This is a genomic window from Novosphingobium sp. (genome assembly GCF_041915465.1).
Classification (GTDB): domain Bacteria; phylum Pseudomonadota; class Alphaproteobacteria; order Sphingomonadales; family Sphingomonadaceae; genus Novosphingobium.
In genome coordinates this window covers 1-24,250 of record NZ_JAYSBK010000026.1, presented here as the reverse complement: position 1 = coordinate 24,250, position 24,250 = coordinate 1, and the positions used below count along the sequence as shown (strand labels likewise).

The following is a 24,250-nucleotide window of genomic DNA, read 5'->3' as shown; positions in this document are numbered from 1 at the left end:
GCTATCTCCACGCTCAAGACACGGCACAACCGCGCTATGGGGAGGATATTTCATGCGCATCGCACTCTTGGCCACTTCGGCCCTCGTTTCCGTCGGACTCGCTGCGCCTGCCATGGCGCAGGATGCCAACGATGACGGCATTTCGGAAATCGTCGTTACCGCGCAGAAGAAGGAAGAATCGCTGCAAAAGGCAGGCATCGCGATCGATGCCGTGACCGGCGGCGACCTGGCCCAGGCCGGCATTCTCAAGGCGGATGACCTCAACAAGGCCGTGCCCGCGATCACGATCAGCAATGGCGGGGGTTCGGCGACCTCGATCTTTCTGCGCGGCATCGGCAACTTCACAAATTCCAGCTATAACGATCCGGCGGTCACCCCCAGCTATGACGGCGTGGTGATGGGCCGCGCCGCGGGCGCCTTCAGTGCCGCATTTTTCGATCTTCAGCGGGTCGAAGTGCTCAAGGGGCCGCAGGGCATCCTGTATGGCCGCAATGCGACCGGCGGCGCGGTCAACGTCATCCCTGTTCGTCCGCAACTAGGCCAGGATAGCGGGGGCGTCAGCTTCACCTTCGGCAACTACAACACGATCGGGCTTGATGCCTACGCGAACGTCGCAACCAGCGAAAATTCCGCCCTGCGGCTTGGCGTTACCCGGCAGTCACACGATGGCTACAACCGCGATGGAACCGACGATCTGGATCGCACGGGCCTGCGTGCACAGTTCCTGATCAAGCCGAGCGACACGGTTTCGATCCGCCTGGCGGCCGACTATACCAAGATCAAGGGCAGGGGCGCGGGCGGCAGCTACATCGGGGCATTTCTGCCTGGCCCGACCGGCTTTACCTTTATCTCGGCCTCTGGGCTTGATAGCTCGGAAGGCCTGGGGACCGTTGCGGCCAACGCCTTCCGCACCAGTCAGATTGGCGCGCCGGGCTTCGGTTTTCTGCAGGGCATGAACACCGAACCCGTCGCCGATTACACGTACTGGGGCGTCCACGCCGAAGTTACCGTCGAGACCGGCATTGGCACATTGACCGTTCTGCCCGCGTACCGCGTGAGCGACGGTTCCAGCTATTTCAACGGCCCGGCCTTCAACACCGCCTACACCGATGAAAACGACAAGCAGTTCAGCCTTGAAACCCGCCTCGCGGGCAAGGCCGGAATGCTCGATTACGTGGTTGGCGGGTTCTATTTCAATGAAAAGATCAACGCGACCGGCCAGTACAATCAGGAATTCGTGCTGCCGATCCAGCACTATGAGCACAAGACCGAAAGCTGGGCCGCGTTCGGCCAGCTGACCGCGCATGTGGGTGACAAGTTCCGCCTGATCGGCGGCGCACGCTACACCCACGACAACAAGTCGATCGACGGGATCATCAACAACTTCATCACGTTCTGCGGCGGTATTCCGCCGGTGACGCCGCCGGCTTCGTTCGGCGTGGGCTGCGCTGCGCCAGGCGGTCTGCCGCGCTATCCCAACTTCACCAGCACGACCCAGACCATCAACTGGCTGGTGGCGAACGGCTGGATCCCGGCGGGTTCGACCGATCAGGCCAATCTCCAGGTCTTCCCGGTGCTGACCGGCGCCGGCCTGATTCTCAAGACCTATAACCCGGTGGTCGATAGCGGCACCTATTCGCGCACGACCTGGAAGGTTTCAGCCGAATACGACGTCGCACCGGACAGCATGGTCTATGCCACCGTTGAAACCGGTTACCGCGCCGGCGGCTTCCAGCTGGCCGAAGGACGCCCGAGCTACAAGCCGGAATATATCACGGCCTATTCGCTGGGTTCGAAGAACCGCTTCCTCGACAACAAGGTCCAGCTCAACATCGAAGCCTTCTGGTGGAAGTACCGCGATCAGCAGATCACCTATTTCACCGTCGACACCAGCGGCACGCTGATCAACTCGAACGAAAATGCGGGCAAGCTGACCGTCAAGGGCTTCGACATCGACCTGATCGTCAAGCCGACGCACGGCACCACGCTGAGCGCCAAGGTCCAGTACCTCGATTCGAAGTACGACAACCTCCATCTCATCACGGCGCCGCCGCGCAACAACATTGCCTGCCCGTTCACGCTGACCGGGGCAATGTCCGGCGGCGCACCGGTCATGGACTTCAACTGCTCGGGCATGCCTGGGCTGTTCAGCCCGAAGTGGACGATCAACCTGGGCGCCGAACAGGTCGTGCCGGTGACCGGCTCGCTCGAACTGGTCGGCGCGGTCAACACCTCGTGGCGCGCCAAGCAGTGGGGCGGGTTCGAATATCTCGCGTTCGAACAGATCCCGTCCTACTGGCTGACCGACCTCAACCTGACGCTGCGGGATGCGGACAACGGCTGGTCGATTGGCGGCTTCGTGCACAACCTCGAAGGCGATCGCCGGATTGCCCGTCCGCAAGCGTCTCCGATCGGATTTGCCACGGCCAACTACACCGCGCCGCGGACCTACGGGATCCGCATCTCGGCAGACTTCTGACAATCGGGCGGCCGGGCGTACCTTCCGCCCGGCCGCCAACTCTTGCCAGGTGGCCGACGGGCCGAGCGGCGTCGACTTGCCCGTCACACCACCGCGCGCGTCGATGGATCGGTCAGCGCGCATGGCTTCATTCAACACGGCGTTTCGGGAACTGCAGAACATGAGCAATCCGGGTTTCAAGCGGCGCAGCGTCCTGGGCGGCCTGTCCGCTGCCGCGCTGCTTTCCGGGACGGCGCTTCGCGGGGCCAGGCGTGCGGCACCCGCGGGACCGCCCAATATCGTGTTCATCATGGCGGACGATCTTGGTTATGCCGATCTGTCCTGCACCGGTTCGCATCACATCAAGACCCCGGCGATCGATTCCATCGGTTTAGGCGGCGTGCAGTTGCGGCAGGGCTATTCGAGCGCGCCGATCTGTTCACCCACCCGCACCGCCCTGCTCACAGGCTGCTATCAGCAGCGCTTCGCCATCGGCCTGGAAGAGCCGCTTGGTCCGGCCGCACCGCGCGGCATTGGCCTGCCGGCCGGCACGCCGACGCTGGCCTCGGTATTGAAGGCGCAAGGTTATCGCACCAAGCTGATCGGCAAGTGGCACCTGGGCGATCCGCCGGAACATGGCCCGCTGCAACACGGCTATGACGAGTTCCTCGGCATCGTCGAGGGTGCGGCGGACTATCATCGCCATCACATGGTGATGGGCGGCAAGGACGTTGGCATCGGCCTGGCGCGCGGTGACCAGCCGGTCTCGATCGAAGGCTATCTGACCGACGTGCTGGGCGATGAATCCGTCCGCACGATCGAGAACGCGGGCGACCAGCCGTTCCTGATCAGCCTGCATTTCAACGCGCCGCACTGGCCTTGGGAAGGGCGCGAGGATGCCGAAATGGCCAAGGCAATCGGCTCCTCGTTCCACTACGAGGGCGGCAGCCTCGCCAAGTACCGGGAAATGGTCGAGGCGATGGACCAGAACGTGGCCAAGGTGCTGGCCGCGCTGGACCGCACCGGCAAGTCGGCCAATACCATCGTCATCTTCACCAGCGACAACGGCGGTGAACGCTTCTCCGAAACCTGGCCGTTCACGGGCGTGAAGGGCGAACTGCTGGAAGGCGGGATCCGCGTGCCGCTGCTCGCCAAGTGGCCGGGGCGCATACCCGCCGGGAGCAAGTCCGAACAGGTCATGGCCTCGATGGATTTCCTGCCCACCTTGCTGACGATGGCGGGCGGCGATCCGGCAGCGGCGGGCAAGTTCGATGGGGTTGACCTGTCCGCCCAGCTCACCGGCAAGGCCGCCGTGCTGCCGCGCGCGCTCTATTGGCGCGAAAAGGCGAATGATCAGGCCGCGCTGCGCGATGGTGACTGGAAGTACCTCAAGCTCGGCGGCAAGGAACACCTCTTCAACCTCGCCGAGGATGAACGCGAGCGGGCCGACAAGGCGCCCGTCGATCCGGATCGGCTGCGCGCGATGCGGCTCAAATGGGACGCGTGGAACGCCACGGTCCTGCCCTATCCGCTGGGCAGCTACAGCGAAGACGTGCGCGACCATTATCCCGATCGTTATTGAAGGGCTGAATAATGCGTGTTGTCGTTACCGGAGCGGGCGGCTTTGTTGGCCGCGAAATCGTCAAGCGCCTGCTGTCGCGCAGGGATGCGGCCGTCGGGATCGACACGATGGCTGGCGGGATTCCGGCGCGGGCAGAGGTGGTCGCGGGCAATCTTGGCGATCCGGCGGTTCGCGCCGCAGCGCTGTCGGGCGGGATCGACGCGCTGATCCACCTCGCCACGGTCCCCGGCGGCGCGGCGGAGGCCGATCCCGTCGCCAGCCGCCGGATCAACATCGATGCAATGTATGACCTGCTGCTGGAAGCTGGTGCCGCCAATCCCGGCCTGCGCGTGGTCTATGCCAGCTCGATCGCGGTGTTCGGCGATCCGCTGCCCGCCTTCGTCGACGACGCGACCCCGCTATCGCCCAAGATGATCTACGGTGGACACAAGGCGATGATGGAGGACGCGGTCGCGATGTTCTCCAATCGCGGCCTGATCGACGGCGTCACCGTGCGCCTGCCCGGAATTCTTGCCCGGCCAAAGGGGCCTTCGGGGATGAAGTCGGCTTTCATGTCGAACCTGTTCCATGCGCTCAAGGCGGGTGAGGCATTTACCTGTCCGGTCTCCGCTCAGGGTGTGATCTGGGCGCAGTCGGTGGCGCGCTGTGCGGACAATTTCATCCATGCGCTCTCACTCGACAGCGCACTGCTGCCGCCGACGCGGGCGGTCACGCTGCCGGCGCAGTCGATCGCAATGGGCGATCTTGCGCAGGAAATTGCGCGTCAGTGCGGGGTCGATGCCGGGCTGGTCGGCTATGCGCCCGACGCGGCGCTCGAAGCCGCTTTCGCTGCTCAGCCGCCGCTCTCCACGCAAGCGGCCGAGCGGGCCGGTTTTGCACATGACGGCGATCTTGCTACATTGGTCGCAAGCGCCCTCAAAACGATCTAAACAGGAACGGGGGCCGGGAGATGGCGATGCGGTTTGGACGGCTGGACCTCAACCTGCTGGTGGCGCTCGATGCGCTGCTGACAGAGCGCAGCGTTTCGCTGGCGGCGGACCGGCTGTGCCTTTCGCAGTCCGCCACTTCGAGCGCGCTTGGCCGCCTGCGCGAATACTTCGGCGATGACCTGCTGGTGGTGAAGGGCCGCCACATGATCCTGACCGCCCGCGCCGAGGGGCTGATCGAGCCGGTGCGCGCCGTGCTTGAACAGATCCGCGGCACGATCGCGATCGCGCCGCCGTTCGATCCGGCCACGGCCGACCGTCAGATCCGGATCATGGCTTCGGATTACACAACGCAGGTGCTGCTGGCCGAAGTTCTGGTCCAGCTTGAACAGGAAGCGCCCAACCTGCGGTTCGAGATCCAGCCGATGAACACCAACCCGATCGAGGCGGTGGAGCGCGGCTATATCGACCTGCTGGTTACCATCGACTTTGCGGTTTCCGCCGACCATCCCAGTCAGGTCTTGTTCGAAGACGATTACGTCGTCGTCGGCGATACGCAGAACCCGGCCATGCAGGGCGAGATGACCCGGGAGAAATATTTCGAACTCGGCCATGTGACGGCCCGGTTCGGCCGCGCACAGATGCCCGCATTCGATGAATGGTTTACCCGCCGCCAGAAAACCCAGCGGCGGATCGAAGTTGTTGCGCCCAGCTTTCTGTCGCTGCCTGGCCTGGTGCTGGGCACGCGGCGGATCGTCACCATGCACCGCCGGTTGGCTTTGCAGGTGGTCGATACCTTCCCGCTGGTCATGCGCGAGCTGCCCTTTACCATCCCGCCGATACGCGAAGTTGTGCAGTGGAACCTCACCAACAGCAACGACAAGGCGCTGCGCTGGGTGATCGAGCGGCTGGCCGCGGTCGCGCAGAACCGGGTGCAGGGCGCCGGCAACGTGGTGCCGATCGACAGTGCGGAAGAAGTCCTGCGCGACGAGATTGCCGTTCGCTGGCAGAGCGATACCGGCTCGCTCTAAGCCCGCTGATCGAAGTTCGTTCGCGCGGCGTGGATTGCGCCGGAATGGTCCTGGATCCAGCCGATCAGGCGCTGCGCTTCACCCAGCAGGCCTGCGCCAAGTCCGGTCAGGCGATAGCTGACCCGCGGGGGAACGTCACCCGTTACGGTGCGCAATACCATGCCGTCCCGTTCCAGCGTGCGCAGTTTCAAGGTCAGAACGCGCTGCGAGATTGCCTGCTCCGCCGATAGCTGAGCCAGCACGCGTTTGAGGTCGGCATGGCGCCATTCGCCCGTGCCCAGCACCAGCAGGATCAGCGTGGTCCAGCGATCACCCAGCAGGCCCATTACCGCGCGCACGGGTGCGTCGCGCTCGGTCCCGTGGGCGGCCATTTCGGCGGCCAGTGCGGCGATCCCTGCGCGCTGGTCGATCATGCCGATCTGCCCGTTTCAGAGGGTACAAAAAAGTGCCGTCTTCCCACCATCGCGGCGCACTTTATGACCTTGCACCGGACAGTCAAACACTGGCGCAAGCATGGGAGAGCAAGATGGCGGCGGATGCGATCCGGCTGGATGGAAAGGTGGCAATCGTCACAGGCGGTGCGGGCGGGATCGGCTTTGCCACGGCCAGCCTGATGACCATGCGCGGCGCCCGCGTTGCCATTGCCGACATCGCCTTCGAGCGCGCGCAGGAACTCGCCGCCAGCCTGCCCGGTGCACTGGCGATCCGGCTGGATCTGGAAGACGAGGCGTCGATCGAGGCGATGGTGGCCGACACCGTCAGCCACTACGGACGGCTCGATATTCTGCATAACAACGCCGCGCTGCTGGGGCCGGACATCGCCGCGAACGATGCCGATGTCGAACACATGGCCACCGCGCTGTGGGACCGGACCTATGCCGTCAACGTGCGCGGCACGATGATTGCCTGCCGCGCCGCCCTGCCGCACCTGCGCGCCGCGCGCGGCAATATCGTAAATACGGTCAGCAATCTCGCGTTGCAGGGCCACATGATCCAGGCGGCCTATTCGTCAAGCAAGGCCGCGATCATCCAGATGACCCGCGCCATCGCCGCCAGCCACGGCGTGCACGGCGTGCGCTGCAACGCGGTTGCGCCTGGCATGACCATGACGCCCGCGCTGAAGGAGGCGTTCCCGCCGGCGCTGATGAAGGCGGTGCAGGATGAAACCCTGCGTGATCAGTTGGGCGATCCCGACGACATCGCCGAGGCCGCCGCCTTTCTCGCCTCGGATGCGGCACGCAACATCACCGGGCAGGTGCTGGTTTCCGATGGCGGCTGCTCGGCCCACGTTCCCGGCATCGCCGCCTTCCGCAATTTCTTCTCCGGGGAGCATTGAGATGAGCCAGTACGACGTCGTCGTCATGGGGGCGGGCCACAACGGTCTGGTCGCCGCGGCCTATATGGCGAAGGCCGGCAAGAAGGTGCTCGTGCTCGAACGCAAGCCCCACTACGGCGGCGGGGTTTCGACGCGCGAGCTGCTGCACCCGGGCTTCTGGCATGACGAGCACTCGAACGTGCACATCATGATCCAAGGCAACCCCATGCTGCGCGAGGACGAGCTGGGGCTGCTCTCCAAATTCGGGCTGGAATACATTTACCCCGATCTGGTCCACGTTTCGATCTGGGAGGATGGCACGGTCATCCGCTCGTACAAGGATCTCGACCGGACGTGCGAGGAACTGGCGCGGGTCGCCTCGCCCAAGGATGCCGAGGCCTATCGCAAGTTCGTGGGCATGAGCCAGACCGCGCTGCCGATGCTGATGAGCGGGATGTACGCCCCGCCGTTCCCCCTGGGCGCGTTCGTCGCGATGATGGACCAGAGCGACGAGGGGTGCTTCCTGCTCGACCTGATGCAGCGCACCGCGATCGACATCGTCGATGCCTATTTCGACAGCGACCTCCTGAAGATGCACATCGTGCGGATGGTCACCGAAAACCTGCAGATGCCCGATGAGCTGGGCACCGGCATGGGCGCCTTCGTGATGCCGGGGATCATCCACACCTTCGGCTGCTCGATGCCCAAGGGCGGCTCAGGCCAGCTCAGCCACGCGCTGGTCCGCGCGATCGAGCATTTCGGCGGCGAAGTGCGCTGCAATGCCGAGGTTGCCCGCGTGCTGGTCTCCTCGGGCAAGGCGGTCGGCCTTGAACTGACCGATGGCGAAACCTTCATGGCGAAGGATGGCGTCATCGCGGCGATCCACCCCCACGTCCTGCGCAAGTTCGTGCGCGAAACGCCCGAGCCGGTGCTGGAGCGGGCCGAACGCGTCACCCAGTCGACCTTCTCGATCAACCTCACCCACATGACCCTGAAGGAGCGGCTCAAGCTTCGCGTCGGCAACGATTGCAACGCGATGATGACCGAGCTCATGGACTTCTATTCGATGCGCGAAATGTGCCTTGAATATGACAAGCTGCGGCGCGGCGAGGTGAGCGAGCGGCTGATCGCGGGCGGCGACAACACGATTTTCGATCCCAGCCGCGCGCCCGAAGGGGCAGGGGTGTTCTATGGCGTGAACTTTGCGCCCTATGATCTCTATCCCGATGGCCCCGGTTCGTGGGATGCCCGCAAGCAGGAAGTCGCGGACAAGGCGCTGGCCCAGTACCGCAAGTTCTATTCGAACCTCACCAATGACAACATCACCGGGCGGCTGATCCGCTCGCCCGTCGACCATGAACGCGATAGCCCGGCCAGCTTTGTGCGCGGCGATATCCACGGCTGCGCGCCGTTCTTCTACCAGTCGGCCGGGCACCGTCCGACGCCGGATCTGGGCTCCCTGCGCGTGCCGGAAATCGAGGGGCTCTATCTGGTCGGGCCGTTCATGCATCCGGGCGGCGGGGTGTTTGGCGCGGGCCGCGCCACCGCGATCCAGATGATGGACGATGAAGGCATCGATTACGACAAGGTCTGTGGGAGGGCGGTGTGATGGTCAAGAAAACCAAGGTTCCAACCGCCGTCATCCTTGATGCCAACGACAAGGAACTGATGGCGATCCGCAAGATCTCTGGCGAGGAGGGTAACCTGGTGATCCGCGGCAAGATCTTCGGCGCGATGCCGATGGTCGCCAAGCTGACCCCGGCCGAAGCGCGCGCGGCGCTGAAGCTGCTCGACTTCAAGACCTTCCTGTTCCTGCTAACCTTGCTGTTCCGGCGCTGATACGGACTGTTACAAGATATATCTTGCAATAGCTCTTGAGCGCGCTAGATAGACTCCATGCACAATGCAATGGAGTTTGAAAGCATGCATATTTTCAAGCGCGGTCGTGGCATGGGTCACGGCCAGGGCCCTGCCGCGCGGATGCGCCGGGGCGAACACTTTGGCCACGGCTTTGCCGAGGGCTTTGGCGAAGGCTTCGGGCGCGGTCCGCGTGGCGGTGGCGGCGGTTTCGGCGGCGGGCGGCGCGGCAAGCGCTTTGCCGGTGAGGAACTGCGCCTGATGGTGCTGGGCCTGCTCGAACGCGGTCCGCAACACGGCTACCAACTGATCCGCAGCTTCGCGGAAAAGAGCGGCGAAGCCTATAGCCCCAGCCCGGGCGTGCTCTATCCGCTGCTGACCCTGCTGGCCGACATGGGCCTGGCCGAGGAAGCGCCGGGCGAGGGCTCGCGCCGCAGCTATCAGCTGACCGACGCGGGCAAGGCGGAACTGGAAGCGAAGCGCGCCGAAGTCGATGCCGCTTTTGCCCGGCTCGCCGCGCTTGGCGACGATGCCGGCAAGGCCAACGCCGCCCCGGTCCGCCGCGCGATGATGAACCTGCGCACCGCCGCGATCCAACGCCTGACCCGCGATGGAGCGGACGCCGAAACCGCTTTTGCCATTGCCGCGCTGCTTGATGAAGCAGCCCAGAAGATTGAAAGGCTGTGAGACGATGAGCACCGCCACCACTTCCACCGCGCTGGTCCCCACGGCCAGCGCCAGCCGCTACCTCCAGCAGCTTTGCAAGCACTGGGCGCACAATCTGGCGGTCGAATTCGATGCCACGCAGGGCAAGGTGGTCTTCCCCCGCAATGCGCGGGGCGCCGACTGGCCGGGCGACGGTGTGTTCACCATGACCGCCTCGCCTGACACCCTGACCTGCCGGATCGAGGCCAGCTCGAACGGCCAGCTTGAAGGGCTGAAAGGTGCGGTCGAACGCCACCTCAATCGCTTCGCCTTCCGCGAGGGCGAACTGGCGTTTGATTGGCAAGATGGCTGAATTTCTGAGTTAAATCGCTGGTTTCGATTTTTCCGAAGCCATCGAACCCGATCAATCCATGCCAATGATTTGAGCCAGATCAAGAAGCGCGTGGCCCTGTGCCCGCATCTCCCTTGCCGACAACAAGGGAGTTTCTTGAAATGGCGATCATTGGCATCAGGCGGCTGACCTGGGCGGTTGACGACGTTGCCGCCTGCGTCCGCTTCTTTACCGACTTTGGCCTGACCCTGCTCTACGACAAGGGCGACGAGGCTCTGTTCGAGGTCGCGGACGGTTCGCAGACGCTGATCCTGAAGCACGGCCATCCGCGCCTGCCCGCGAACACCGCGCAGACCGGTAAGGGCGTGTTCGAATGCGTCTGGGCGGTCGATAGCGAGGCAGGCCTTGCCCGCATCAAGGCGCAGCTGGAACCCGATACGGTCCTGACCACCGACAGCGAAGGCGTGGTCCACTTTACCACCCCGTTCGGGCAGGCGATCGGCCTCCAGGTGTGGCAGCCGCGCGCCGTGTTTGGTGCGCCCACCCCGCAGAACACCATCGGGCGGATCGAACGGCTCAACCAGCCGCGCAAGTGGATCGACCGCGCGCTGCCCAAGCGCACCCACCACTGCGTCTGGACCTTCCCGGATGTCCAGCAGGCGCTTGAATTCTACCGCGACAAGCTGGGCTTCCGCATCACCGACATGCAAAAGGGCTTCGGCGTCTACATGCGCGCCGATGGCTGCTACGAACACCACAACGTGTTCCTGGCCAATGCCCACGCGCCGATGCCGGGCTTCAACGGCACGCTGAAATTCCACCACGCCAACTGGGAAGTCGAGGACATCGACGAACTGATGGTGGCCAAGAACTATCTCGACCGGCGCGGCTATGACTATGGCGACTGGAACTGGGGCTTTGGCCGCCACCGACTGACCAGCGCGGCGTTCTTCTATGTTCCCTGTCCGGCGGGCGGCGATGCCGAATACGGCGCGGACTGCGACTGCGTGGACGATGGCTGGAAGCCGCGCATCTGGGACGGCGCCTTCGGCACCGCGATCTACATGACCAACCTGCCCGATTTCATGAAGGGCGAACCCAACTGGGACGTCGCTTATGCGCGTCCTGACCAGCTTCACTATCACCCCGCAGACCCGGCGCCGGTCGCCGAAGCGGCCGAATAAGCGAGAGGATCAAGCGCATGAGCAAGGCACAGAATGTCCTGGTGATCGGTGGCGGCGTGGCCGGACTCGCGGTCGCGATCGGGCTGCACAATAAGGGCGTCAAGGTTGAGGTCGTCGAGAAGGATGCCTCGTGGTCGGTCTACCATGTCGGAATCATCGTCCAGGCCAACTTCATCCGCGCGCTCGAGCAGCTCGGCGTCGGCAAGGCGGCCGTGGCTGCCGGCTATCCCTACAAGGGCGCACGCTTCAAGAACGTGGCGGGGCAGGTGATTGCCGAACTGCCGGGGGATTCGCAGGTCGATGGCCTGCCCTCAGACCTCGGCCTTACCCGCCCCGCGCTGCACGAAGTGCTGACCTCCAAGGTCAAGCAGCTGGGCATCCCGGTGCGCCTTGGCGTCTCGTTCGACAGCTTCACCGATACCGGCAGCGGCGTGGACGTGACCTTCAGCGACGGCACCAGCGGCTCCTATGACCTGATGATCGGCTGCGATGGCAATTATTCGGCGGTGCGCAAGGTGCTGTGGCCCGAAGCCGCGCCGAAATACACCGGGCAGGCCGTGTGGCGCTACAACGTGCCACGCCCGGCGGACCTTGAATGGTCGGACATCTATGTCGGGATCGACAACGGCTTCAAGGGCAAGGCTGGCTACTGCCCGCTGACGCCTGAAGAGATGTATATCTTCGCGGTGATCGAGGAACCGGGCAAGCCGCGCTTTGCGCCCGAAACGCTGGCTGACGAGATGCGCAAGCGCCTGGCTGGATACGGCGGCACCATGGCCGAGGCGGCGCGCCACGTGACTGACCCCGCTCTCGTGGTCTATCGCCCGCTCGAGGCCTGCATCATGCCCGATCCCTGGTACAAGGGCCGGGTCGTGCTGATCGGCGATGCCGCGCACAGCGCGACGCCGCATCTGGGGCAGGGTGCGGCGATGGCGGTGGAAGATGCGGTCGTCCTGGCCGAGGAATTGGCCGACAAGGACGTCGATGCTGCCCTGCGCGCCTTCATGGACCGCCGGTTCGAGCGTGCCAAGCTGGTCGGCACCAGTTCGATCCAGCTGGGCGAATGGGAAATGCACCCCGAAACGGCAGGCGATCCGGTGGCGCTGACCCAGCGCATCCGCGAAAAGCTGGCCGAGCCGGTCTGAGCGATCGGGGCGCGCTATCGAGGCTCTCGCTAGCTGCCATCCCGATCTTTGAATTTCTCCCCGGTTGGCTGCCAGCCCATAAGGTCGGCAACCATACTGGGGAGAATTCATGAGTATTCTTGGCGTTGAGAGCGTCGTCTTCGGCGTATCCGACTTGGCCGAGCACACCCGCTTCTGGAGCGATTTCGGTCTCCCGCTTGAATCTTCGAGCGCGGATGAGACGGTGTTCCGCATTGCTTCGGGCAGCCGCGTGATCTTGCGCCCGCATGGCCACGTCGGCCTGCCAGTTCCCGATCCCTTCGTGGGCGACGGGATCAAGGAAACCGTCTGGGGCGTCGACACGGCCGAAAACCTTGAAAAGATCGCCGCCAGCCTCGCCAGCGAAGTGGCCGTGACGCGCGATGGCGATGGCACCCTCCATTGCGTCTGCCCCGATGGCCAGCCGATTGCCCTGCGTGTCTGGAACAAGCGCGCGGTGGTGAGCGAGGCCTCGCCGGTCAACACGCCCTCCAGCCAGCCGCGCTTCAACCAGCACCGCATCTGGCGATCGAAGGCAATCCCCAAGACGATCAACCACGTGGTGTTCTTCAGCACAGACTATGTCGGCAGCTTCGAATTTTACGAGCGCCATCTGGGCTTTCGCTACACCGATCACTCCAAGGGCACCGGCATCTTCGCGCGCGCCGACGGCACGTTCGAGCACCACTCGATCTTCTGGGTCAATTGCGATCTGCCGATCGCGCCGGATCACTTCAAGTTCATGCACATCGCCTTTGGCTGCGACGACATCGACGAAGTGATGCTGGGGGCCAACATCATGGAAGCCAAGGGCTGGAAGAACACCAGCATGAACAGTTCGGGCGGGATTTCCCGTCACCGCATTTCCAGCGCGATCTATTATTACTGCGACATCCCCGGCAAGGCGGGCGAGGCCGAATATCACGCCGATAGCGACTACCTTGATGACAATTGGGTGCCGCGCGCGTGGGATTTCCGCTTTGGCAGCCTGCTGTGGTCGAACAATGCCCCGCCGATCTTCCGCGGCGACAACATTCCCTGGGATATGCAGTTCGACAAGGACCGCGCCAGCTTCGAAGCCTACCGCAAGGTGAAGCCCGGCAAGCAGCCGACCACGGACGCCACGCTGTCGCGCCTCACCGATGCGGATGAGCACGCCATCTGAACCCTGAAACTTCCGGCACTCACCCGACCCGTCCGCGCTTCGGTGCGGGCGGGCCTTTTAGATATTGCTTGCGGCCTTCAAGGCGATCAGAGCTTGGCGTTCCCCGCGCTCCACCTGACCGTCAGCTCCACGCCTTGACCGATCGGGAGCAACGCGGTCTGAAGGTCAGCCTTGGCGCGCACGGCCTCGCGGTATTGGCGCACTTCGGGGCGGGCGATGGCGGGCTCGACCATGTTGTCGGCGCAGATCACGCCTTCTTCGGCAAGTTTGGGGTAAAGCGCCTCGAAGCAGGGGAGGTAGAGCTCTTTCCAGATGTCGAGCAGGGCGAAATCGAATGGTCCGGGATCTGCGGCGAGCATGGCCACCGCATCGCCCAGGCGGAAATCGACCACATCGGCCAGCCCCGCCTCGTCCAGTTGCTCGCGCGCATGGGCCTGCTTGTAGTCGGCCAGTTCCATCGTCACCACCTGCGCTCCCACGGCGCGCGCCGCATCGGCCAGGAACAGCGTCGAATAGCCATAGCTGGTGCCCAGTTCCAGGATCCGCCGGGGCCGCCGGGCGAGGATCAGCGCGTGCAGGAAGGCGCCGACTTCCGGGCCGACCGGCAGCAGGAATTCATCGCGCCGGGCAAAACCGGCCGGGCCGAGTTCGCGCAGGTTTTGCCCATCCGCCTGTTCACGCGCAGCAAAGCGGGCATAGACCGCGGCGACTTTGGGGTCGGTGAAGATCATGCCTCCGGTTCCTCGACGAATTCGATCAGGTTGCCCGCGCAGTCGCGGATGAAGCAGCCCTTGCCGAAGGCTTCCTTCACCACGAAGGCGATGTCGACCTGCTGTTCCTCCATTTCGGCCAGGAACGCGTCGAGATCGTCCACGCGGAAGGCCACGTGCTTGTTGCCGTGGGTCTTGAGGTCGCGCGGGGGAAAGCGGCGGTCTTCGGGCAGGGGAGCCGCGCCTTCCACCTCGAACAGCTCGAACCGCAGTGGCCCCTTGCGGACCATCGCGGTGTGGCTGCGCGCGGCCTCGATCCAGAAACGCTTTTCAAGTTCAAAGCCCAGCACGCGGCCATACCATTCGATCGCCGCGTCAAGGCTGGGAACCGATACGCCGCCGTGGTGGAAGGTGAAGTCAGCCATGGGCGGCGGCTTCCCTGGCGATCAGGCTTTCCAGCAGGCGCCGCGCGCGGGTGCCGCCCTGGTCGATGCCGAGAGAAACCGGCCTTTCGGCCCAGAAATCCCCGCCGGCATCAAGGTTGCCGCGCACGTTGGCATAGGCTGCCTCGATCATCGGCTTGTCCTCGACATCGAAGGCCTGACGGAACAGGTCGAGCATATATTGGTCGGCTTCCACGCTAGCCAGGTCATGGTTGCGGCTCGCGGTCCAGAAGTAGTGGGTTTCGTGGGCGCTGGCCGGGGTCAGGATGTGGGCCTGGGGAATGTCGAAGCCCTCGGCCTCGTCGCGGCCATGTGGACAGGCACCGACATCGAGCCGCATCGAAGCGGGCGCGTTCCAGCGCATCCGCAGCCAGTGGTCCACGGTCTGCCCCTCCGGCACCAGCCCCTGCGCCACCATCGGCGGCTTGATGTTCGGCATCCACCAGTCCGAATGGAGCGTGTCGCCATCCTGCCGCACCGAATGCTGCCCGGCGAAGATCACTCCGTCGCCTGCGAAGCTGCCCTTGTGGACCCATTCGATGTGCGAGAGGTCCATCAGGTTGTCGGTGCCGTATTCGTAATTGGCTTTCATCAGCGTGTAGCCGCGCACCGAACGCTGCTGCGGCGTATCGGGGATGAAGGCAAAGTCGGGGATCAGGCCTTCATCGGCCTGCGCCGGATCGCCGCCCCACAGCCAGATCGCATCGTGGCGTTCGGCGGCGGCGAAGGCCGGGATCGTGGTTCCGGCGGGAATCTTCTGGCCAAACGGATTGTGGACGCAGCGTCCATCGGGGCCGAATTTCAGCCCGTGATAGCCGCAGACGACCAGATCGCCCTCGCGGGTGCCGAGCGAAAGTGGGGCGAAGCGGTGCGGGCAGCGATCGAGGATCGCTGCGGGCGCGCCGCTTTCCAGCCGGTAGAGGAACAGGCGCTGGCCCAGGATTTCGCGCACCAGCCCGGCATCGCCGACCTCGTTTGACCAGCCCGCCATGTACCAGCAGTTGCGCAAGAAGCCGGTCATTCTGTTCACTCCACCCCTTGTGCCGGTGTCAGGCGGTGTGCCCGCCCAGCGTCTCGGCAAACCAGTCGGCGATATAGTCGATCGCGAAGGCGTGGTTGTCCGCGCCGACGTGTTCGACCCCGCCTTCGCGTTCGGTGAACCACTTCAGTTCGCGGCGCGGGGAATTGACCAGCTGGTCATAGGCCTGCTGGGCATAGTCCTTCGAGATCTGGCGGTCATGGATCCCGTGGGTGACCAGGAACGGCACCTTGATCCGGTCCATGTGACCGTTGAGGTTCATGTCCTTGGTCTTGGCCAGGAAGTCGTCCATGTCCTTGGCCCCGAACACCCAGAACACGTGGCCCCAGTAATGCGGCACGGGGTTTTCGCCCTCGCGCTTCATGCGGCCGTACTGCACCTCGTGCCAGTTGTGGTTGGCGCCCCAGGCCGCGCCGCTCTTGAAGCGGGGTTCATAGGCGACCGCACGCGGGGCATAGTGCCCGCCCAGCGAAATCCCGGTCATGCCGATCGCGTCCTTGTCTACATCGGACCGGGTTTCGAGGTAGTCGACATAGGCCGAGGCCCACTGTTCCGAATAGGGCGTGGCGGGCAGATCGTGCAGGCGCAGCGCCTCGCCGGTGCCGGGCTGGTCGACGCACAGGGTGTGGATGCCGCGCTTGGCCAGCGCATAGGGGATGCCACCCATCCACAGCATCTCCTTCATGGAATCGAGCCCGTTGCAGTAGACTACCACCGGGGCGGGGCCTTCGACCGGGGCCTTGTGGAACAGGCCGGTGATTTCCTTGCCTTCATAAGGGATCGCGATGCGTTCAACCGGATCGCCCGCGAGCTGCGCGCCCTTGAGGAAGTTCTTGATCGCCTTGTCATAGGTTTCGGCGCGGCCGGGCGAGCCGTGGGCCTGCATCCGCTCGCCGGTCTGGTAGTAGATCGCGCTGCGCTTGAGCTTGTTGCCCGCCGAGAACATCCGGCCCTTGGCGATGTCTTCCTCGGCAAGGCCGGTCAGCTTGTCGGCCATCTTGACCCATTCGGTCATGAATTCCTGGGTTCCGGCATCCTCGCCAGCTTCGGCAGCCTTCATCAGGGGTTGGATGATATCGACGATCTCGCCGATCTTCCCTCCGTTTTCGAGCGCGATCGAAACCGACAGGTTCCAGACGTAATTGGGAAAGGGTTCGAACAGAGCCATGGATTAGTCCTCGAAAATCGCGACAGCGCGGGTCCAGCCGGCGCTGGCGCCCTTGATCTTGTGGGGGAAGCAGGAAATCATGAAGCCGGTCGCGGGGATCGCTTCCAGGTTGTGCATCTTTTCGATGTGGCAGTAGCCAATGTCGACCCCGGCGCGGTGGCCTTCCCAGATCAGCTTGGGATTGCCGGTTTCCTTGACCTTTTCGGCGGTGTGGCTGAACGGCGCGTCCCATGACCAGGCGTCGGTGCCGGTCACGCGCACGCCGCGTTCGAGCAGGTACATCGTCGCTTCATAGCCCACGCCCGCGCCGATCCCGACATAACCCGGATCGCGGTTGGCCAGCGCCATGCCCGCGGCGGTGTTGACGACCACGATATCGAGCGGCTGGAGCACGTGGCCGATCCGCTTGAGTTCGTCCTCGACGTCCTTGGCGGTCACGACATAGCCATTAGGCTTGTCGCGGAAGTCCAGCTTTACGCCCGGGTTGAAGAACCATTCGAGCGGCATCTGGTCGATCGTCTGCGCGGGGCGCGAGCCGCCGGGCAGCTTGGCGTCCTGAGTGGGGTGGTAATGCCATGGCGCATCGACATGGGTTCCGCTGTGAGTGGTCAGCTTGACCCATTCGGCGGCGGCGAACGGCTCTCCGCCATACATGCCCTCTGCAATTTCCGGGTCGAACCAGTGGCCAAGCTCGTGCTTGGTATCCGCATGGACTTCGTAGGTGATGGTTGGTTTCAGGAACGGCGGATCGCTGACGATATCGTTTTCCAGCGTCATCGACAGGTCGACATAGCGGCGGGCCATTTTCACTTCTCCCTAGTAATCAGTCTGCGGTCCAGCCGCCGTCGATGACGAGGCTGGTGCCGGTTATCAATGCAGAGGCATCGGATGCGAGCAGCAGCACCGCGCCCATCAGGTCTTCCGGCTTGCCGATCCGCCCCAGCTTGATCTTGGTCAGCACGCTAGCCTTGAATGCGGCATCTGCAAAAAAGGGGGCTGTCATCGGGGTTTCGATAAAGGTCGGCGCGATGGTGTTGGAGCGGATGCCGTGCGGCGCAAGGTCCAGCGCGAAGGCCTTGTTCATGCCTTCCAGCGCCCACTTGCTCGCACAATAAAGACTGCGATCGGGGCCGCCGACATGGCCCATTTGCGAGCCCATGTGGATCAGGCTGCCCTGCGTCCCGCTCTCGATCATGCGCTTGGCACAGGCCTGTGCCACGAAGAACGCGGATTTCAGATTGAGGTCGAGCACGGCGTCGTAATCAGCCTCGCTCACCTCCCACATCGGCTTGGGTCGGTTGGTGCCGGCATTGTTGACCAGCACGTGGAACGGCTCGCGCTTGGCAAAGAGGGTAGCGACCGCGTCCAGGTCTGCCACGTCGAGCACGGCGGCCTTCGCGCGCTGTCCGATTTCGGCGGCAACCGCCTCGATTTCGGATGCGGTGCGGGCAACCAGTGTCACCTCGGCCCCGGCATCGGCCAGGGCCTTGGCGCAGGCCACCCCGATGCCGCGCCCTGCACCGGTGACGACGGCGCGCTTGCCGTCGAGCCGGAAGGAGGGAGTGACGGGAAGGTCAGCCATTCCGTTCGTCCTGAGCCTTTCGAAGGATCACGCCCGCGTCAGTTCGCTGGGTTCGGCTTGCCCGGCATAGGGCACATTGCGCCCGCCAAAGCGGCGCACGCGGATGTTGGCCTGTTCGCCGTGGCCGGCAAAGCCTTCGAGCGCGCACAGGCGGCTGCAATATTCGCCCACCAGCGTCGAAGCCTCGTCGGTCAGCACCTTCTGGTAGGTGCAGGTCTTGAGGAACTTGCCGACCCACAGCCCGCCGGTATAGCGCGCCGCCTTCTTGGTCGGCAGGGTGTGGTTGGTGCCGATCACCTTGTCGCCATAGGAAACGTTGGTGCGCTGGCCGAGGAACAGCGCGCCGTAATTGGTCATGTTCTGCAGGAAGTAATCCGGATCGGCGGTCATCACCTGCACGTGTTCGCTCGCGATCTCGTCGGCGATGGCGACCATCTCGTCATAGCTCTCGGCCACGATCACTTCGCCATAGGCTTCCCACGCCTTACGGGCATGATCGGCGGTGGGCAGGATCTGCAGCAGGCGCTCGATTTCGGCCATGGTTTCGCGGGCGAATTTCTCGCTGTTGGTCAGCAGCACGCCCGGGCTGTCCGGACCGTGTTCGACCTGGCCAAGGATGTCGGTCGCCGCCATTTCGGGGTCGCAGCCGATCTCGTCGGCGATGATCAGCGTTTCGGTGGGGCCTGCGAACAGGTCGATCCCGACGCGGCCGAACAGCTGGCGCTTGGCTTCGGCGACGAAGGCATTGCCCGGGCCAACTAGGATATCGACCGGGTCGATCGTCTGGGTGCCGATCGCCATCGCGCCGATCGCCTGGATCCCGCCCAGCGCATAGATCGCATCGGCCCCGGCCATCGCCTGCGCCGCCACGATCGCGCGCGCGGGCTGGCCCTGGAACGGCGGGGCGCAGGTGATGACGCGCGAAACGCCCGCGACCTTGGCGGTGATCACGCTCATGTGCGCGGAGGCGAGCAGCGGATACTTGCCGCCCGGAACATAGCAGCCTGCCGCGTTGATCGGCACGTTCTTGTGGCCCAGCACGACGCCCGGCATCGTCTCGACCTCAACGTCCTTCATGGAATCGCGCTGGATCTGCGCGAAATTGCGGACCTGGGCCTGGGCGAACTCGATGTCCTTGCGCTCTTGCGGGGAAAGGCTGTCGACCGCCGCGTCGATTTCGGCCTGCGAAAGGCGATAGTCTTCGCGGTCCCAGCCATCGAACTTGATCGACATTTCGCGGATCGCCGCATCGCCGCGCGCCTCGATATCGGCCAGCGCCGCTTCCACGATATCACGAACCTTGCGGTCCGCGTCTGCCTTTGCCTGCGCCGCCATGCCGCGCTTGAGCCACTGGGCCATAAGTCTCCCCGAGGAATGCTTGAAGTTGAGCGCCACTTGCATGAGCGCGGCGGGCCAGACCATCGCATAGTATCGATAGCGGCCTATCGACCGAATGCCTTTGTTCGCGCGGGCAGGGCTGACTAACCGGGCCATAATGGATTCTATTTTTGGGGAGTGATTTGCACATGCGCCTGGCAACTTTGCGCGATGGGACGAAGGATGGCCGCCTGGTGGTGGTATCGGCAGACGGCACGGCCTGTGCGCCCGCTCCGGTCAAGACCCTGCAGGAAGCGCTCGAACGCTGGGACGAAGTGGCGCCGCAACTGGCCGCTGCAACCAATTTCCCCGAACCGCTCGACGCCAGTCAGCTGATGGCCCCGCTGCCGCGTGCGTGGCAGTGGCTCGACGGTTCGGTCTATTCCAGCCACGGCGCGCTGATGGACAAGGTGCTGGGCGTGGACAAGCCGCCGGTATCCTGGCCGCTGATGTACCAGGGCGTGTCCGACAAGTTCTATGGCCCGACTGACGACGTGCGGATGCCCGACGAGGCGCTGCAGATCGACTTCGAGGGCGAATTCGGCGTGATCGTCGATGCTGTGCCGATGGGCACCAGTGCGGAGGACTGCAAGCAGCACATCCGCCTGGTGGTGCAGATCAACGACTGGTCGCTGCGCGCGCTCGCCGGCCCTGAAATGAAGAGCGGGTTCGGCTGGGTCCAGGCCAAGCCGCCGTGCACCATGGCGCCGTTCGCGATCACGCCCGACGAGCTGGGCGATGAATGGCGCGACGGGCGCTGCTGCGCCGACTTGCTGGTGGACTGGAACGGCAAACGCTTTGGCGCGGCCAATGGCGAACCGATGGGCTATGGCTTCCACGAACTTGTCGCCCACGCGGCGCGCACCCGCGATCTGGTGGCAGGCACGGTGATCGGCTCGGGCACCGTCTCGAACGAGAATTTCCGCGAGTGCGGTTCGTCCTGCATCGCCGAGCGCCGCGGGATCGAAATCGTCGACGAAGGCGCGCCCAAGACCGACTTCATGAAGTTCGGCGATACCGTGCGGATGCAGGGCACCCTGCGCGATGGCCGCGCGCCGTTCGGCGCGATCGAGGCAAGGGTCGTGAAGGCATGAGCGAACTTAGCGACAGCGGCCTGCCGCCGATCCAGCGCGTGGTCACCGGGCACGATGTCAACGGGCGCGCGGTGTTCAAGTCGGAAGACGAGACGCCGACGAAGATGATCCCCTCGGGCGATGCCTCGTTCCTGCTGATCTGGACGACGGAAACCGTCCCGGCCGACAATAACGACGAAACCGACGGGCGCCACCGCGAGGCCGGGCTGACGCTGGAAGGGGGCTCGGTGATCCGGGTGGTCGATATGCTGCCGGGCAAGCAGAGCCCGATGCACCGCACCAACAGCATCGACTATGGCATCGTGCTGGAAGGCGAAATCGAGCTGGAACTTGATGACGGCGCGAAGAAGACCGTGCGTCAGGGCGGGATTATCGTCCAGCGCGGCACCAACCACCTGTGGCGCAACACCACCGACAAGGTTTGCCGCATTGCCTTCGTGCTGATCGAGGCTCCGGCCTATCTCCACAATGGCGTGCCGCTGCCCGAGGACAAGCCGCACTGATGTTCGATCTTGCCTGCAAGTGTGCGATCGTCACCGGATCGACCCGGGGGATCGGCCGCGCGATTGCCGAGGCGCTGATCCAGCAGGGCGCGCGGGTAGTGATCTCGAGCGAGGACGCCGCCGATACGGCGCGTGTTGCCGCCGAACTGGGCCAGCCGGGGCTTGCCTGCGACGTGGCGGACGATGCGCAGCTTGCGGCACTGGTGGATTTCGCACTGGCCGAACTTGGCGGGATCGACATCCTCGTTTGCAACGCCGGGATCACCGGCAAGGCAGGGCCGTTCGCCGGCATCGACATGGACGATTTTGCTCAGGTTATGGCAATCAACCTGCGCAGCCAGGTAGTGCTCTGCAATCAGGCACTCCCTCACATTGCCGCTCGTGCCAAGGTGAACGGCACGAGCGGAGCGGCGGTGCTGATTTCCAGCCTTGCAGGGCTGCGCGGCAATGGCCGCATCAATGCCTATGCACTGGCAAAGGCCGGGGTCGCGCAACTGGCTCGCAACCTCGCGGTTGAGTGGGGGCCGCGCGCCGTGCGGGTCAACGCCGTATCGCCGGGCTTCATCGCCACGGAACTGTCCGGGCCGCTGCTGGCGGACGAGGTGTTCATGGCAAGGCGCATGGCGATGACCCCGCTGCGCCGCCCCGGCACACCTGCCGAGGTGGCAGGTGCGGCGGTGTTCCTCGCTTCGGATGCCGGGGCCTTCGTTACGGGCCACAACCTGGTGGTCGATGGCGGGACGGTGATTACCGACGGGAGTTGAGGCTCACCAGGCGGTTGCGCCCGCGTCCACTGGAATGTTGGCGCCGGTCACATAGCGTGCCTCATCGCTGGCAAGCCAGACCGCGCACCAGGCGATGTCTTCCGGTTCGCCCAAGCGCTTGAGCATGTTCTTGGACAGAACCTGCCCTTCGAAAGCGGGATCGGCGGCAAGGTGCGCGCGGGTGGCGGCGGTTTTGATGAAGCCGGGGGCGATGGTGTTGGCGCGGATACCGTGAGGCGCCCCCTCCATCGCCAGCTGACGGGTCATGGCGAGCACGCCGCCCTTGCCCGCACAGTGGGCCAACGCCGGCGAGCCTTCCAGCGCATGGGCCGCATTGGCGCTGGCGAAATTGATCACCGACGCCTTGCCGCTGGCCTTGAGCCACGGCCAGGCCGCACGGGTGGCCAGAAACACGATATCGAGTTCGCCGGTCAGCGTGGTCTTCCAGTCGGCGTAGGACAGGTTTTCGATCCAGTCGAACACGGCAAAGGCGGCGGCGTTGACCAGCACGTCGATGCGGCCATGCTGGGCGCCGATGGCGGCAAAGTGCGCGTTTACGGCCGCCTCATTGGTGAGGTCGCAGTCGGCGCGGTCGATGCCGATCACGGTCGCGCCTTCGCGGGCGAACATGTCAGCGCAGCCCTGGCCGATGCCGTTAGCGGCGCCGGTGACGACCGCGATCTTGCCAGCGAGCCGCTCAGCCACGGGCCGGAACCGGTGCCTTGCGCAGGTTCCCGAGCAGCGCGGCCATGACGCCCAGCAGCGCCGCGACAGAGAGCACGCCGAAGGCCGCCAGCAGCCCGCCGAACTGCTTGGACGCGAAGGTCACGACCACCGGGCACAGGAACTGGCCGACCGAGAATGCCCCCGTCCACAGCCCCGCGCCGCGTCCGCGCACTTCGAAGGGCAGGCCGTTCATCGCCCAGACCAGCAGCGTTGGCAGCAACATCCCTGCGCCCAGCTGGTTGATGAAACAGCCGATCAGGAAAGTCAGCGGCACGGCGGCCGATGACATCAGGGCAAAGCCAACCGTCAGCAGCCCGAATTCAAGCAGCAGCAGCCGCGCCACTGGCAGGCGGCCGATGCGCGAGAAGACGAAGGTGCCCAGCGGCACGCCGATCGAGGCGATCGAGGTGAGGAACCCGGTCTTGCCCGGATCGGTGATGCCCAGCCCGGTCAGGCCGATCGGGGCCTGGATCTGCACGGTGTAGAACAGGACCGAGCCATAGATCGTGATCGCGATGATCCCCAGCATACGGGCCCAGGGGAAGCCCGCCCAGCTGGCATGGTGCGGCGCGGCCTCGGCCTCGTCGCGCGCGTCTTTCTCCGCCGGTTCCCAGGTAAAGCGCAGCGCCAGTGCCAGCATGACCAGCGCGCTGAGGTACACCCAGAACGGCGCGCGCCAGCCGAAACTGCCGAGCTGGCCGCCAAGATTGAAAAACACCAGCGCCGACATCGAGGCAAATGCGGTCTGCCCGGCCAGCCACTTGTCGCGGCTTTCGCCCTCGAAATAGTCGCCGATCATCGTGGTGGTCAGCACCATGATCAGGGCCTCGGTGATCCCCACCAGCACCCGGCTGGCGATAATCGCCTTGAGGTCGGTCAGGAACACCGGCGCGATCCCGACCGCGGCATAGCCGACGAACGACCAGAGCAGCAGCCGCCGCCGTCCGAACCAGTCCCCCAGCATCCCCGCCACGGGCGAGAACAGCGCGACGCACAGCGCCGGGACCGTCAGGATCATCGGCACCCAGTATTCGTAGTTCGGCACCCGGCTGAATTCGCCCAGCAGTGCGGGCAGGATCGGGGCGAGCAGGACAATTGCCATGGTCGAAAGCGTGATCGGCAGCAGCAGGGCTATGCCGGTCATGAATCCGGGTTCGTGGTGCTTG

General features: G+C 64.6%; 25 protein-coding genes. 15 read left to right on the top strand and 10 right to left on the bottom strand.

What is annotated here, in order from left to right:
* The first annotated feature begins 52 nt into the window (after positions 1 to 52).
* The 4 genes from ACE3SN_RS06745 to ACE3SN_RS06730 all read left to right on the top strand — a co-directional run bounded on the left by ACE3SN_RS06745 (position 53) and on the right by ACE3SN_RS06730 (position 5,997).
* Entirely contained in the window at positions 53 to 2,479 is a 2,427-nt protein-coding gene (locus tag ACE3SN_RS06745) for a TonB-dependent receptor (protein ID WP_374528652.1), read from the top strand.
* 160 nt (positions 2,480 to 2,639) lie between these two features.
* Positions 2,640 to 4,040 carry a sulfatase-like hydrolase/transferase gene (locus ACE3SN_RS06740; RefSeq protein WP_374528651.1) on the top strand — a complete coding sequence of 467 codons (1,401 nt, stop codon included), beginning with the start codon at positions 2,640 to 2,642 and terminating at the stop codon, positions 4,038 to 4,040.
* An 11-nt stretch (positions 4,041 to 4,051) separates the two neighbouring features.
* Positions 4,052 to 4,969, top strand: a complete 918-nt coding sequence (locus tag ACE3SN_RS06735; RefSeq protein WP_374528650.1) for an NAD-dependent epimerase/dehydratase family protein — start codon at positions 4,052 to 4,054, stop codon at positions 4,967 to 4,969.
* A 20-nt stretch (positions 4,970 to 4,989) separates the two neighbouring features.
* Positions 4,990 to 5,997, top strand: a complete 1,008-nt coding sequence (locus ACE3SN_RS06730; RefSeq protein WP_374528649.1) for a LysR family transcriptional regulator — start codon at positions 4,990 to 4,992, stop codon at positions 5,995 to 5,997.
* On the opposite strand, the gene ACE3SN_RS06725 is transcribed toward ACE3SN_RS06730, so the two are convergent.
* Positions 5,994 to 6,410 carry a winged helix-turn-helix transcriptional regulator gene (locus ACE3SN_RS06725; RefSeq protein ID WP_374528648.1) on the bottom strand — a complete coding sequence of 139 codons (417 nt, stop codon included), beginning with the start codon at positions 6,408 to 6,410 and terminating at the stop codon, positions 5,994 to 5,996. The two genes, ACE3SN_RS06730 and ACE3SN_RS06725, sit on opposite strands and share 4 nt — an antisense overlap.
* Positions 6,411 to 6,523: 113 nt before the next feature.
* Here ACE3SN_RS06725 and ACE3SN_RS06720 point away from each other — a divergent pair, with 113 nt between their 5' ends.
* The 8 genes from ACE3SN_RS06720 to ACE3SN_RS06685 all read left to right on the top strand — a co-directional run bounded on the left by ACE3SN_RS06720 (position 6,524) and on the right by ACE3SN_RS06685 (position 13,678).
* Positions 6,524 to 7,333 (top strand): SDR family NAD(P)-dependent oxidoreductase, encoded by an 810-nt coding sequence (locus ACE3SN_RS06720; protein ID WP_374528647.1) that lies wholly within the window; start codon positions 6,524 to 6,526, stop codon positions 7,331 to 7,333.
* Between the two features lies 1 nt (position 7,334).
* On the top strand, positions 7,335 to 8,921 hold the full coding sequence (locus tag ACE3SN_RS06715; protein WP_374528646.1) for a phytoene desaturase family protein: 1,587 nt from the start codon (positions 7,335 to 7,337) through the stop codon (positions 8,919 to 8,921).
* Positions 8,921 to 9,151 carry a hypothetical protein gene (locus ACE3SN_RS06710; RefSeq protein WP_374528645.1) on the top strand — a complete coding sequence of 77 codons (231 nt, stop codon included), beginning with the start codon at positions 8,921 to 8,923 and terminating at the stop codon, positions 9,149 to 9,151. The genes ACE3SN_RS06715 and ACE3SN_RS06710 overlap by 1 nt, the downstream gene beginning before the upstream one ends.
* Positions 9,152 to 9,235: 84 nt before the next feature.
* Positions 9,236 to 9,856, top strand: a complete 621-nt coding sequence (locus tag ACE3SN_RS06705) for a PadR family transcriptional regulator (RefSeq protein WP_374528644.1) — start codon at positions 9,236 to 9,238, stop codon at positions 9,854 to 9,856.
* A 4-nt stretch (positions 9,857 to 9,860) separates the two neighbouring features.
* Positions 9,861 to 10,187 (top strand): DUF2218 domain-containing protein, encoded by a 327-nt coding sequence (locus ACE3SN_RS06700; RefSeq protein WP_374528643.1) that lies wholly within the window; start codon positions 9,861 to 9,863, stop codon positions 10,185 to 10,187.
* 140 nt (positions 10,188 to 10,327) lie between these two features.
* A complete protein-coding gene (locus ACE3SN_RS06695; RefSeq protein ID WP_374528642.1) occupies positions 10,328 to 11,350 on the top strand; it encodes a VOC family protein in 1,023 nt (340 codons plus the stop codon).
* Between the two features lie 17 nt (positions 11,351 to 11,367).
* Entirely contained in the window at positions 11,368 to 12,495 is a 1,128-nt protein-coding gene (locus ACE3SN_RS06690; RefSeq protein WP_374528641.1) for an FAD-dependent oxidoreductase, read from the top strand.
* A gap of 109 nt (positions 12,496 to 12,604) precedes the next feature.
* The gene (locus ACE3SN_RS06685) at positions 12,605 to 13,678 is read left to right on the top strand and encodes a VOC family protein (RefSeq protein WP_374528640.1); all 1,074 of its coding nucleotides are present in this window, start codon (positions 12,605 to 12,607) and stop codon (positions 13,676 to 13,678) included.
* 86 nt (positions 13,679 to 13,764) lie between these two features.
* Here the strand turns inward: ACE3SN_RS06685 and ACE3SN_RS06680 are convergent, their stop codons facing one another.
* The 7 genes from ACE3SN_RS06680 to hisD are packed head-to-tail and all read right to left on the bottom strand — an operon-like array spanning position 13,765 to position 19,979.
* Positions 13,765 to 14,409 carry an O-methyltransferase gene (locus ACE3SN_RS06680; protein WP_374528639.1) on the bottom strand — a complete coding sequence of 215 codons (645 nt, stop codon included), beginning with the start codon at positions 14,407 to 14,409 and terminating at the stop codon, positions 13,765 to 13,767.
* Positions 14,406 to 14,813, bottom strand: a complete 408-nt coding sequence (locus ACE3SN_RS06675) for a VOC family protein (RefSeq protein ID WP_374528638.1) — start codon at positions 14,811 to 14,813, stop codon at positions 14,406 to 14,408. The genes ACE3SN_RS06680 and ACE3SN_RS06675 overlap by 4 nt, the downstream gene beginning before the upstream one ends.
* Complete coding sequence (locus ACE3SN_RS06670) at positions 14,806 to 15,852, bottom strand: Rieske 2Fe-2S domain-containing protein (protein WP_374528637.1); 1,047 nt, start codon at positions 15,850 to 15,852, stop codon at positions 14,806 to 14,808. Before ACE3SN_RS06670 ends, ACE3SN_RS06675 begins: the two co-directional genes overlap by 8 nt.
* Positions 15,853 to 15,880: 28 nt before the next feature.
* On the bottom strand, positions 15,881 to 17,038 hold the full coding sequence (locus ACE3SN_RS06665) for an alpha/beta hydrolase family protein (protein WP_374528636.1): 1,158 nt from the start codon (positions 17,036 to 17,038) through the stop codon (positions 15,881 to 15,883).
* A 3-nt stretch (positions 17,039 to 17,041) separates the two neighbouring features.
* Complete coding sequence (locus ACE3SN_RS06660; RefSeq protein WP_374528635.1) at positions 17,042 to 17,842, bottom strand: cyclase family protein; 801 nt, start codon at positions 17,840 to 17,842, stop codon at positions 17,042 to 17,044.
* A 19-nt stretch (positions 17,843 to 17,861) separates the two neighbouring features.
* Positions 17,862 to 18,620, bottom strand: a complete 759-nt coding sequence (locus ACE3SN_RS06655; RefSeq protein WP_374528634.1) for an SDR family NAD(P)-dependent oxidoreductase — start codon at positions 18,618 to 18,620, stop codon at positions 17,862 to 17,864.
* 27 nt (positions 18,621 to 18,647) lie between these two features.
* Entirely contained in the window at positions 18,648 to 19,979 is a 1,332-nt protein-coding gene (gene hisD, locus ACE3SN_RS06650; RefSeq protein WP_374528633.1) for a histidinol dehydrogenase, read from the bottom strand.
* A gap of 167 nt (positions 19,980 to 20,146) precedes the next feature.
* Between hisD and ACE3SN_RS06645 the strand changes: the two genes are divergently transcribed.
* The 3 genes from ACE3SN_RS06645 to ACE3SN_RS06635 are packed head-to-tail and all read left to right on the top strand — an operon-like array spanning position 20,147 to position 22,358.
* Positions 20,147 to 21,091: a fumarylacetoacetate hydrolase family protein gene (locus tag ACE3SN_RS06645; RefSeq protein WP_374528632.1), complete on the top strand. Its 945-nt coding sequence runs from the start codon at positions 20,147 to 20,149 to the stop codon at positions 21,089 to 21,091.
* The gene (locus ACE3SN_RS06640) at positions 21,088 to 21,594 is read left to right on the top strand and encodes a cupin domain-containing protein (RefSeq protein WP_374528631.1); all 507 of its coding nucleotides are present in this window, start codon (positions 21,088 to 21,090) and stop codon (positions 21,592 to 21,594) included. Before ACE3SN_RS06645 ends, ACE3SN_RS06640 begins: the two co-directional genes overlap by 4 nt.
* Positions 21,594 to 22,358, top strand: coding sequence for an SDR family NAD(P)-dependent oxidoreductase (locus tag ACE3SN_RS06635; RefSeq protein ID WP_374528630.1), 765 nt, complete (start codon positions 21,594 to 21,596; stop codon positions 22,356 to 22,358). The genes ACE3SN_RS06640 and ACE3SN_RS06635 overlap by 1 nt, the downstream gene beginning before the upstream one ends.
* A gap of 3 nt (positions 22,359 to 22,361) precedes the next feature.
* Here ACE3SN_RS06635 and ACE3SN_RS06630 read toward each other — a convergent pair whose 3' ends face one another.
* Both ACE3SN_RS06630 and ACE3SN_RS06625 read right to left on the bottom strand, forming a co-directional pair.
* Positions 22,362 to 23,063 (bottom strand): SDR family NAD(P)-dependent oxidoreductase, encoded by a 702-nt coding sequence (locus tag ACE3SN_RS06630; protein ID WP_374528629.1) that lies wholly within the window; start codon positions 23,061 to 23,063, stop codon positions 22,362 to 22,364.
* A partial coding sequence (locus ACE3SN_RS06625; protein ID WP_374528628.1) for an MFS transporter occupies positions 23,056 to 24,250 on the bottom strand: 1,195 nt, incomplete at its 5' end. The genes ACE3SN_RS06630 and ACE3SN_RS06625, both read right to left, overlap by 8 nt.

Coding starts and splice junctions, on each gene's coding strand:
- ACE3SN_RS06745 (WP_374528652.1), top strand. CDS start 53: ATGCGCATCGCACTCTTGGCCACTTCGGCCCTCGTTTCCGTCGGACTC.
- ACE3SN_RS06740 (WP_374528651.1), top strand. CDS start 2,640: ATGAGCAATCCGGGTTTCAAGCGGCGCAGCGTCCTGGGCGGCCTGTCC.
- ACE3SN_RS06735 (WP_374528650.1), top strand. CDS start 4,052: ATGCGTGTTGTCGTTACCGGAGCGGGCGGCTTTGTTGGCCGCGAAATC.
- ACE3SN_RS06730 (WP_374528649.1), top strand. CDS start 4,990: ATGGCGATGCGGTTTGGACGGCTGGACCTCAACCTGCTGGTGGCGCTC.
- ACE3SN_RS06725 (WP_374528648.1), bottom strand. CDS start 6,410: ATGATCGACCAGCGCGCAGGGATCGCCGCACTGGCCGCCGAAATGGCC.
- ACE3SN_RS06720 (WP_374528647.1), top strand. CDS start 6,524: ATGGCGGCGGATGCGATCCGGCTGGATGGAAAGGTGGCAATCGTCACA.
- ACE3SN_RS06715 (WP_374528646.1), top strand. CDS start 7,335: ATGAGCCAGTACGACGTCGTCGTCATGGGGGCGGGCCACAACGGTCTG.
- ACE3SN_RS06710 (WP_374528645.1), top strand. CDS start 8,921: ATGGTCAAGAAAACCAAGGTTCCAACCGCCGTCATCCTTGATGCCAAC.
- ACE3SN_RS06705 (WP_374528644.1), top strand. CDS start 9,236: ATGCATATTTTCAAGCGCGGTCGTGGCATGGGTCACGGCCAGGGCCCT.
- ACE3SN_RS06700 (WP_374528643.1), top strand. CDS start 9,861: ATGAGCACCGCCACCACTTCCACCGCGCTGGTCCCCACGGCCAGCGCC.
- ACE3SN_RS06695 (WP_374528642.1), top strand. CDS start 10,328: ATGGCGATCATTGGCATCAGGCGGCTGACCTGGGCGGTTGACGACGTT.
- ACE3SN_RS06690 (WP_374528641.1), top strand. CDS start 11,368: ATGAGCAAGGCACAGAATGTCCTGGTGATCGGTGGCGGCGTGGCCGGA.
- ACE3SN_RS06685 (WP_374528640.1), top strand. CDS start 12,605: ATGAGTATTCTTGGCGTTGAGAGCGTCGTCTTCGGCGTATCCGACTTG.
- ACE3SN_RS06680 (WP_374528639.1), bottom strand. CDS start 14,409: ATGATCTTCACCGACCCCAAAGTCGCCGCGGTCTATGCCCGCTTTGCT.
- ACE3SN_RS06675 (WP_374528638.1), bottom strand. CDS start 14,813: ATGGCTGACTTCACCTTCCACCACGGCGGCGTATCGGTTCCCAGCCTT.
- ACE3SN_RS06670 (WP_374528637.1), bottom strand. CDS start 15,852: ATGACCGGCTTCTTGCGCAACTGCTGGTACATGGCGGGCTGGTCAAAC.
- ACE3SN_RS06665 (WP_374528636.1), bottom strand. CDS start 17,038: ATGGCTCTGTTCGAACCCTTTCCCAATTACGTCTGGAACCTGTCGGTT.
- ACE3SN_RS06660 (WP_374528635.1), bottom strand. CDS start 17,842: ATGGCCCGCCGCTATGTCGACCTGTCGATGACGCTGGAAAACGATATC.
- ACE3SN_RS06655 (WP_374528634.1), bottom strand. CDS start 18,620: ATGGCTGACCTTCCCGTCACTCCCTCCTTCCGGCTCGACGGCAAGCGC.
- hisD (WP_374528633.1), bottom strand. CDS start 19,979: ATGGCCCAGTGGCTCAAGCGCGGCATGGCGGCGCAGGCAAAGGCAGAC.
- ACE3SN_RS06645 (WP_374528632.1), top strand. CDS start 20,147: ATGCGCCTGGCAACTTTGCGCGATGGGACGAAGGATGGCCGCCTGGTG.
- ACE3SN_RS06640 (WP_374528631.1), top strand. CDS start 21,088: ATGAGCGAACTTAGCGACAGCGGCCTGCCGCCGATCCAGCGCGTGGTC.
- ACE3SN_RS06635 (WP_374528630.1), top strand. CDS start 21,594: ATGTTCGATCTTGCCTGCAAGTGTGCGATCGTCACCGGATCGACCCGG.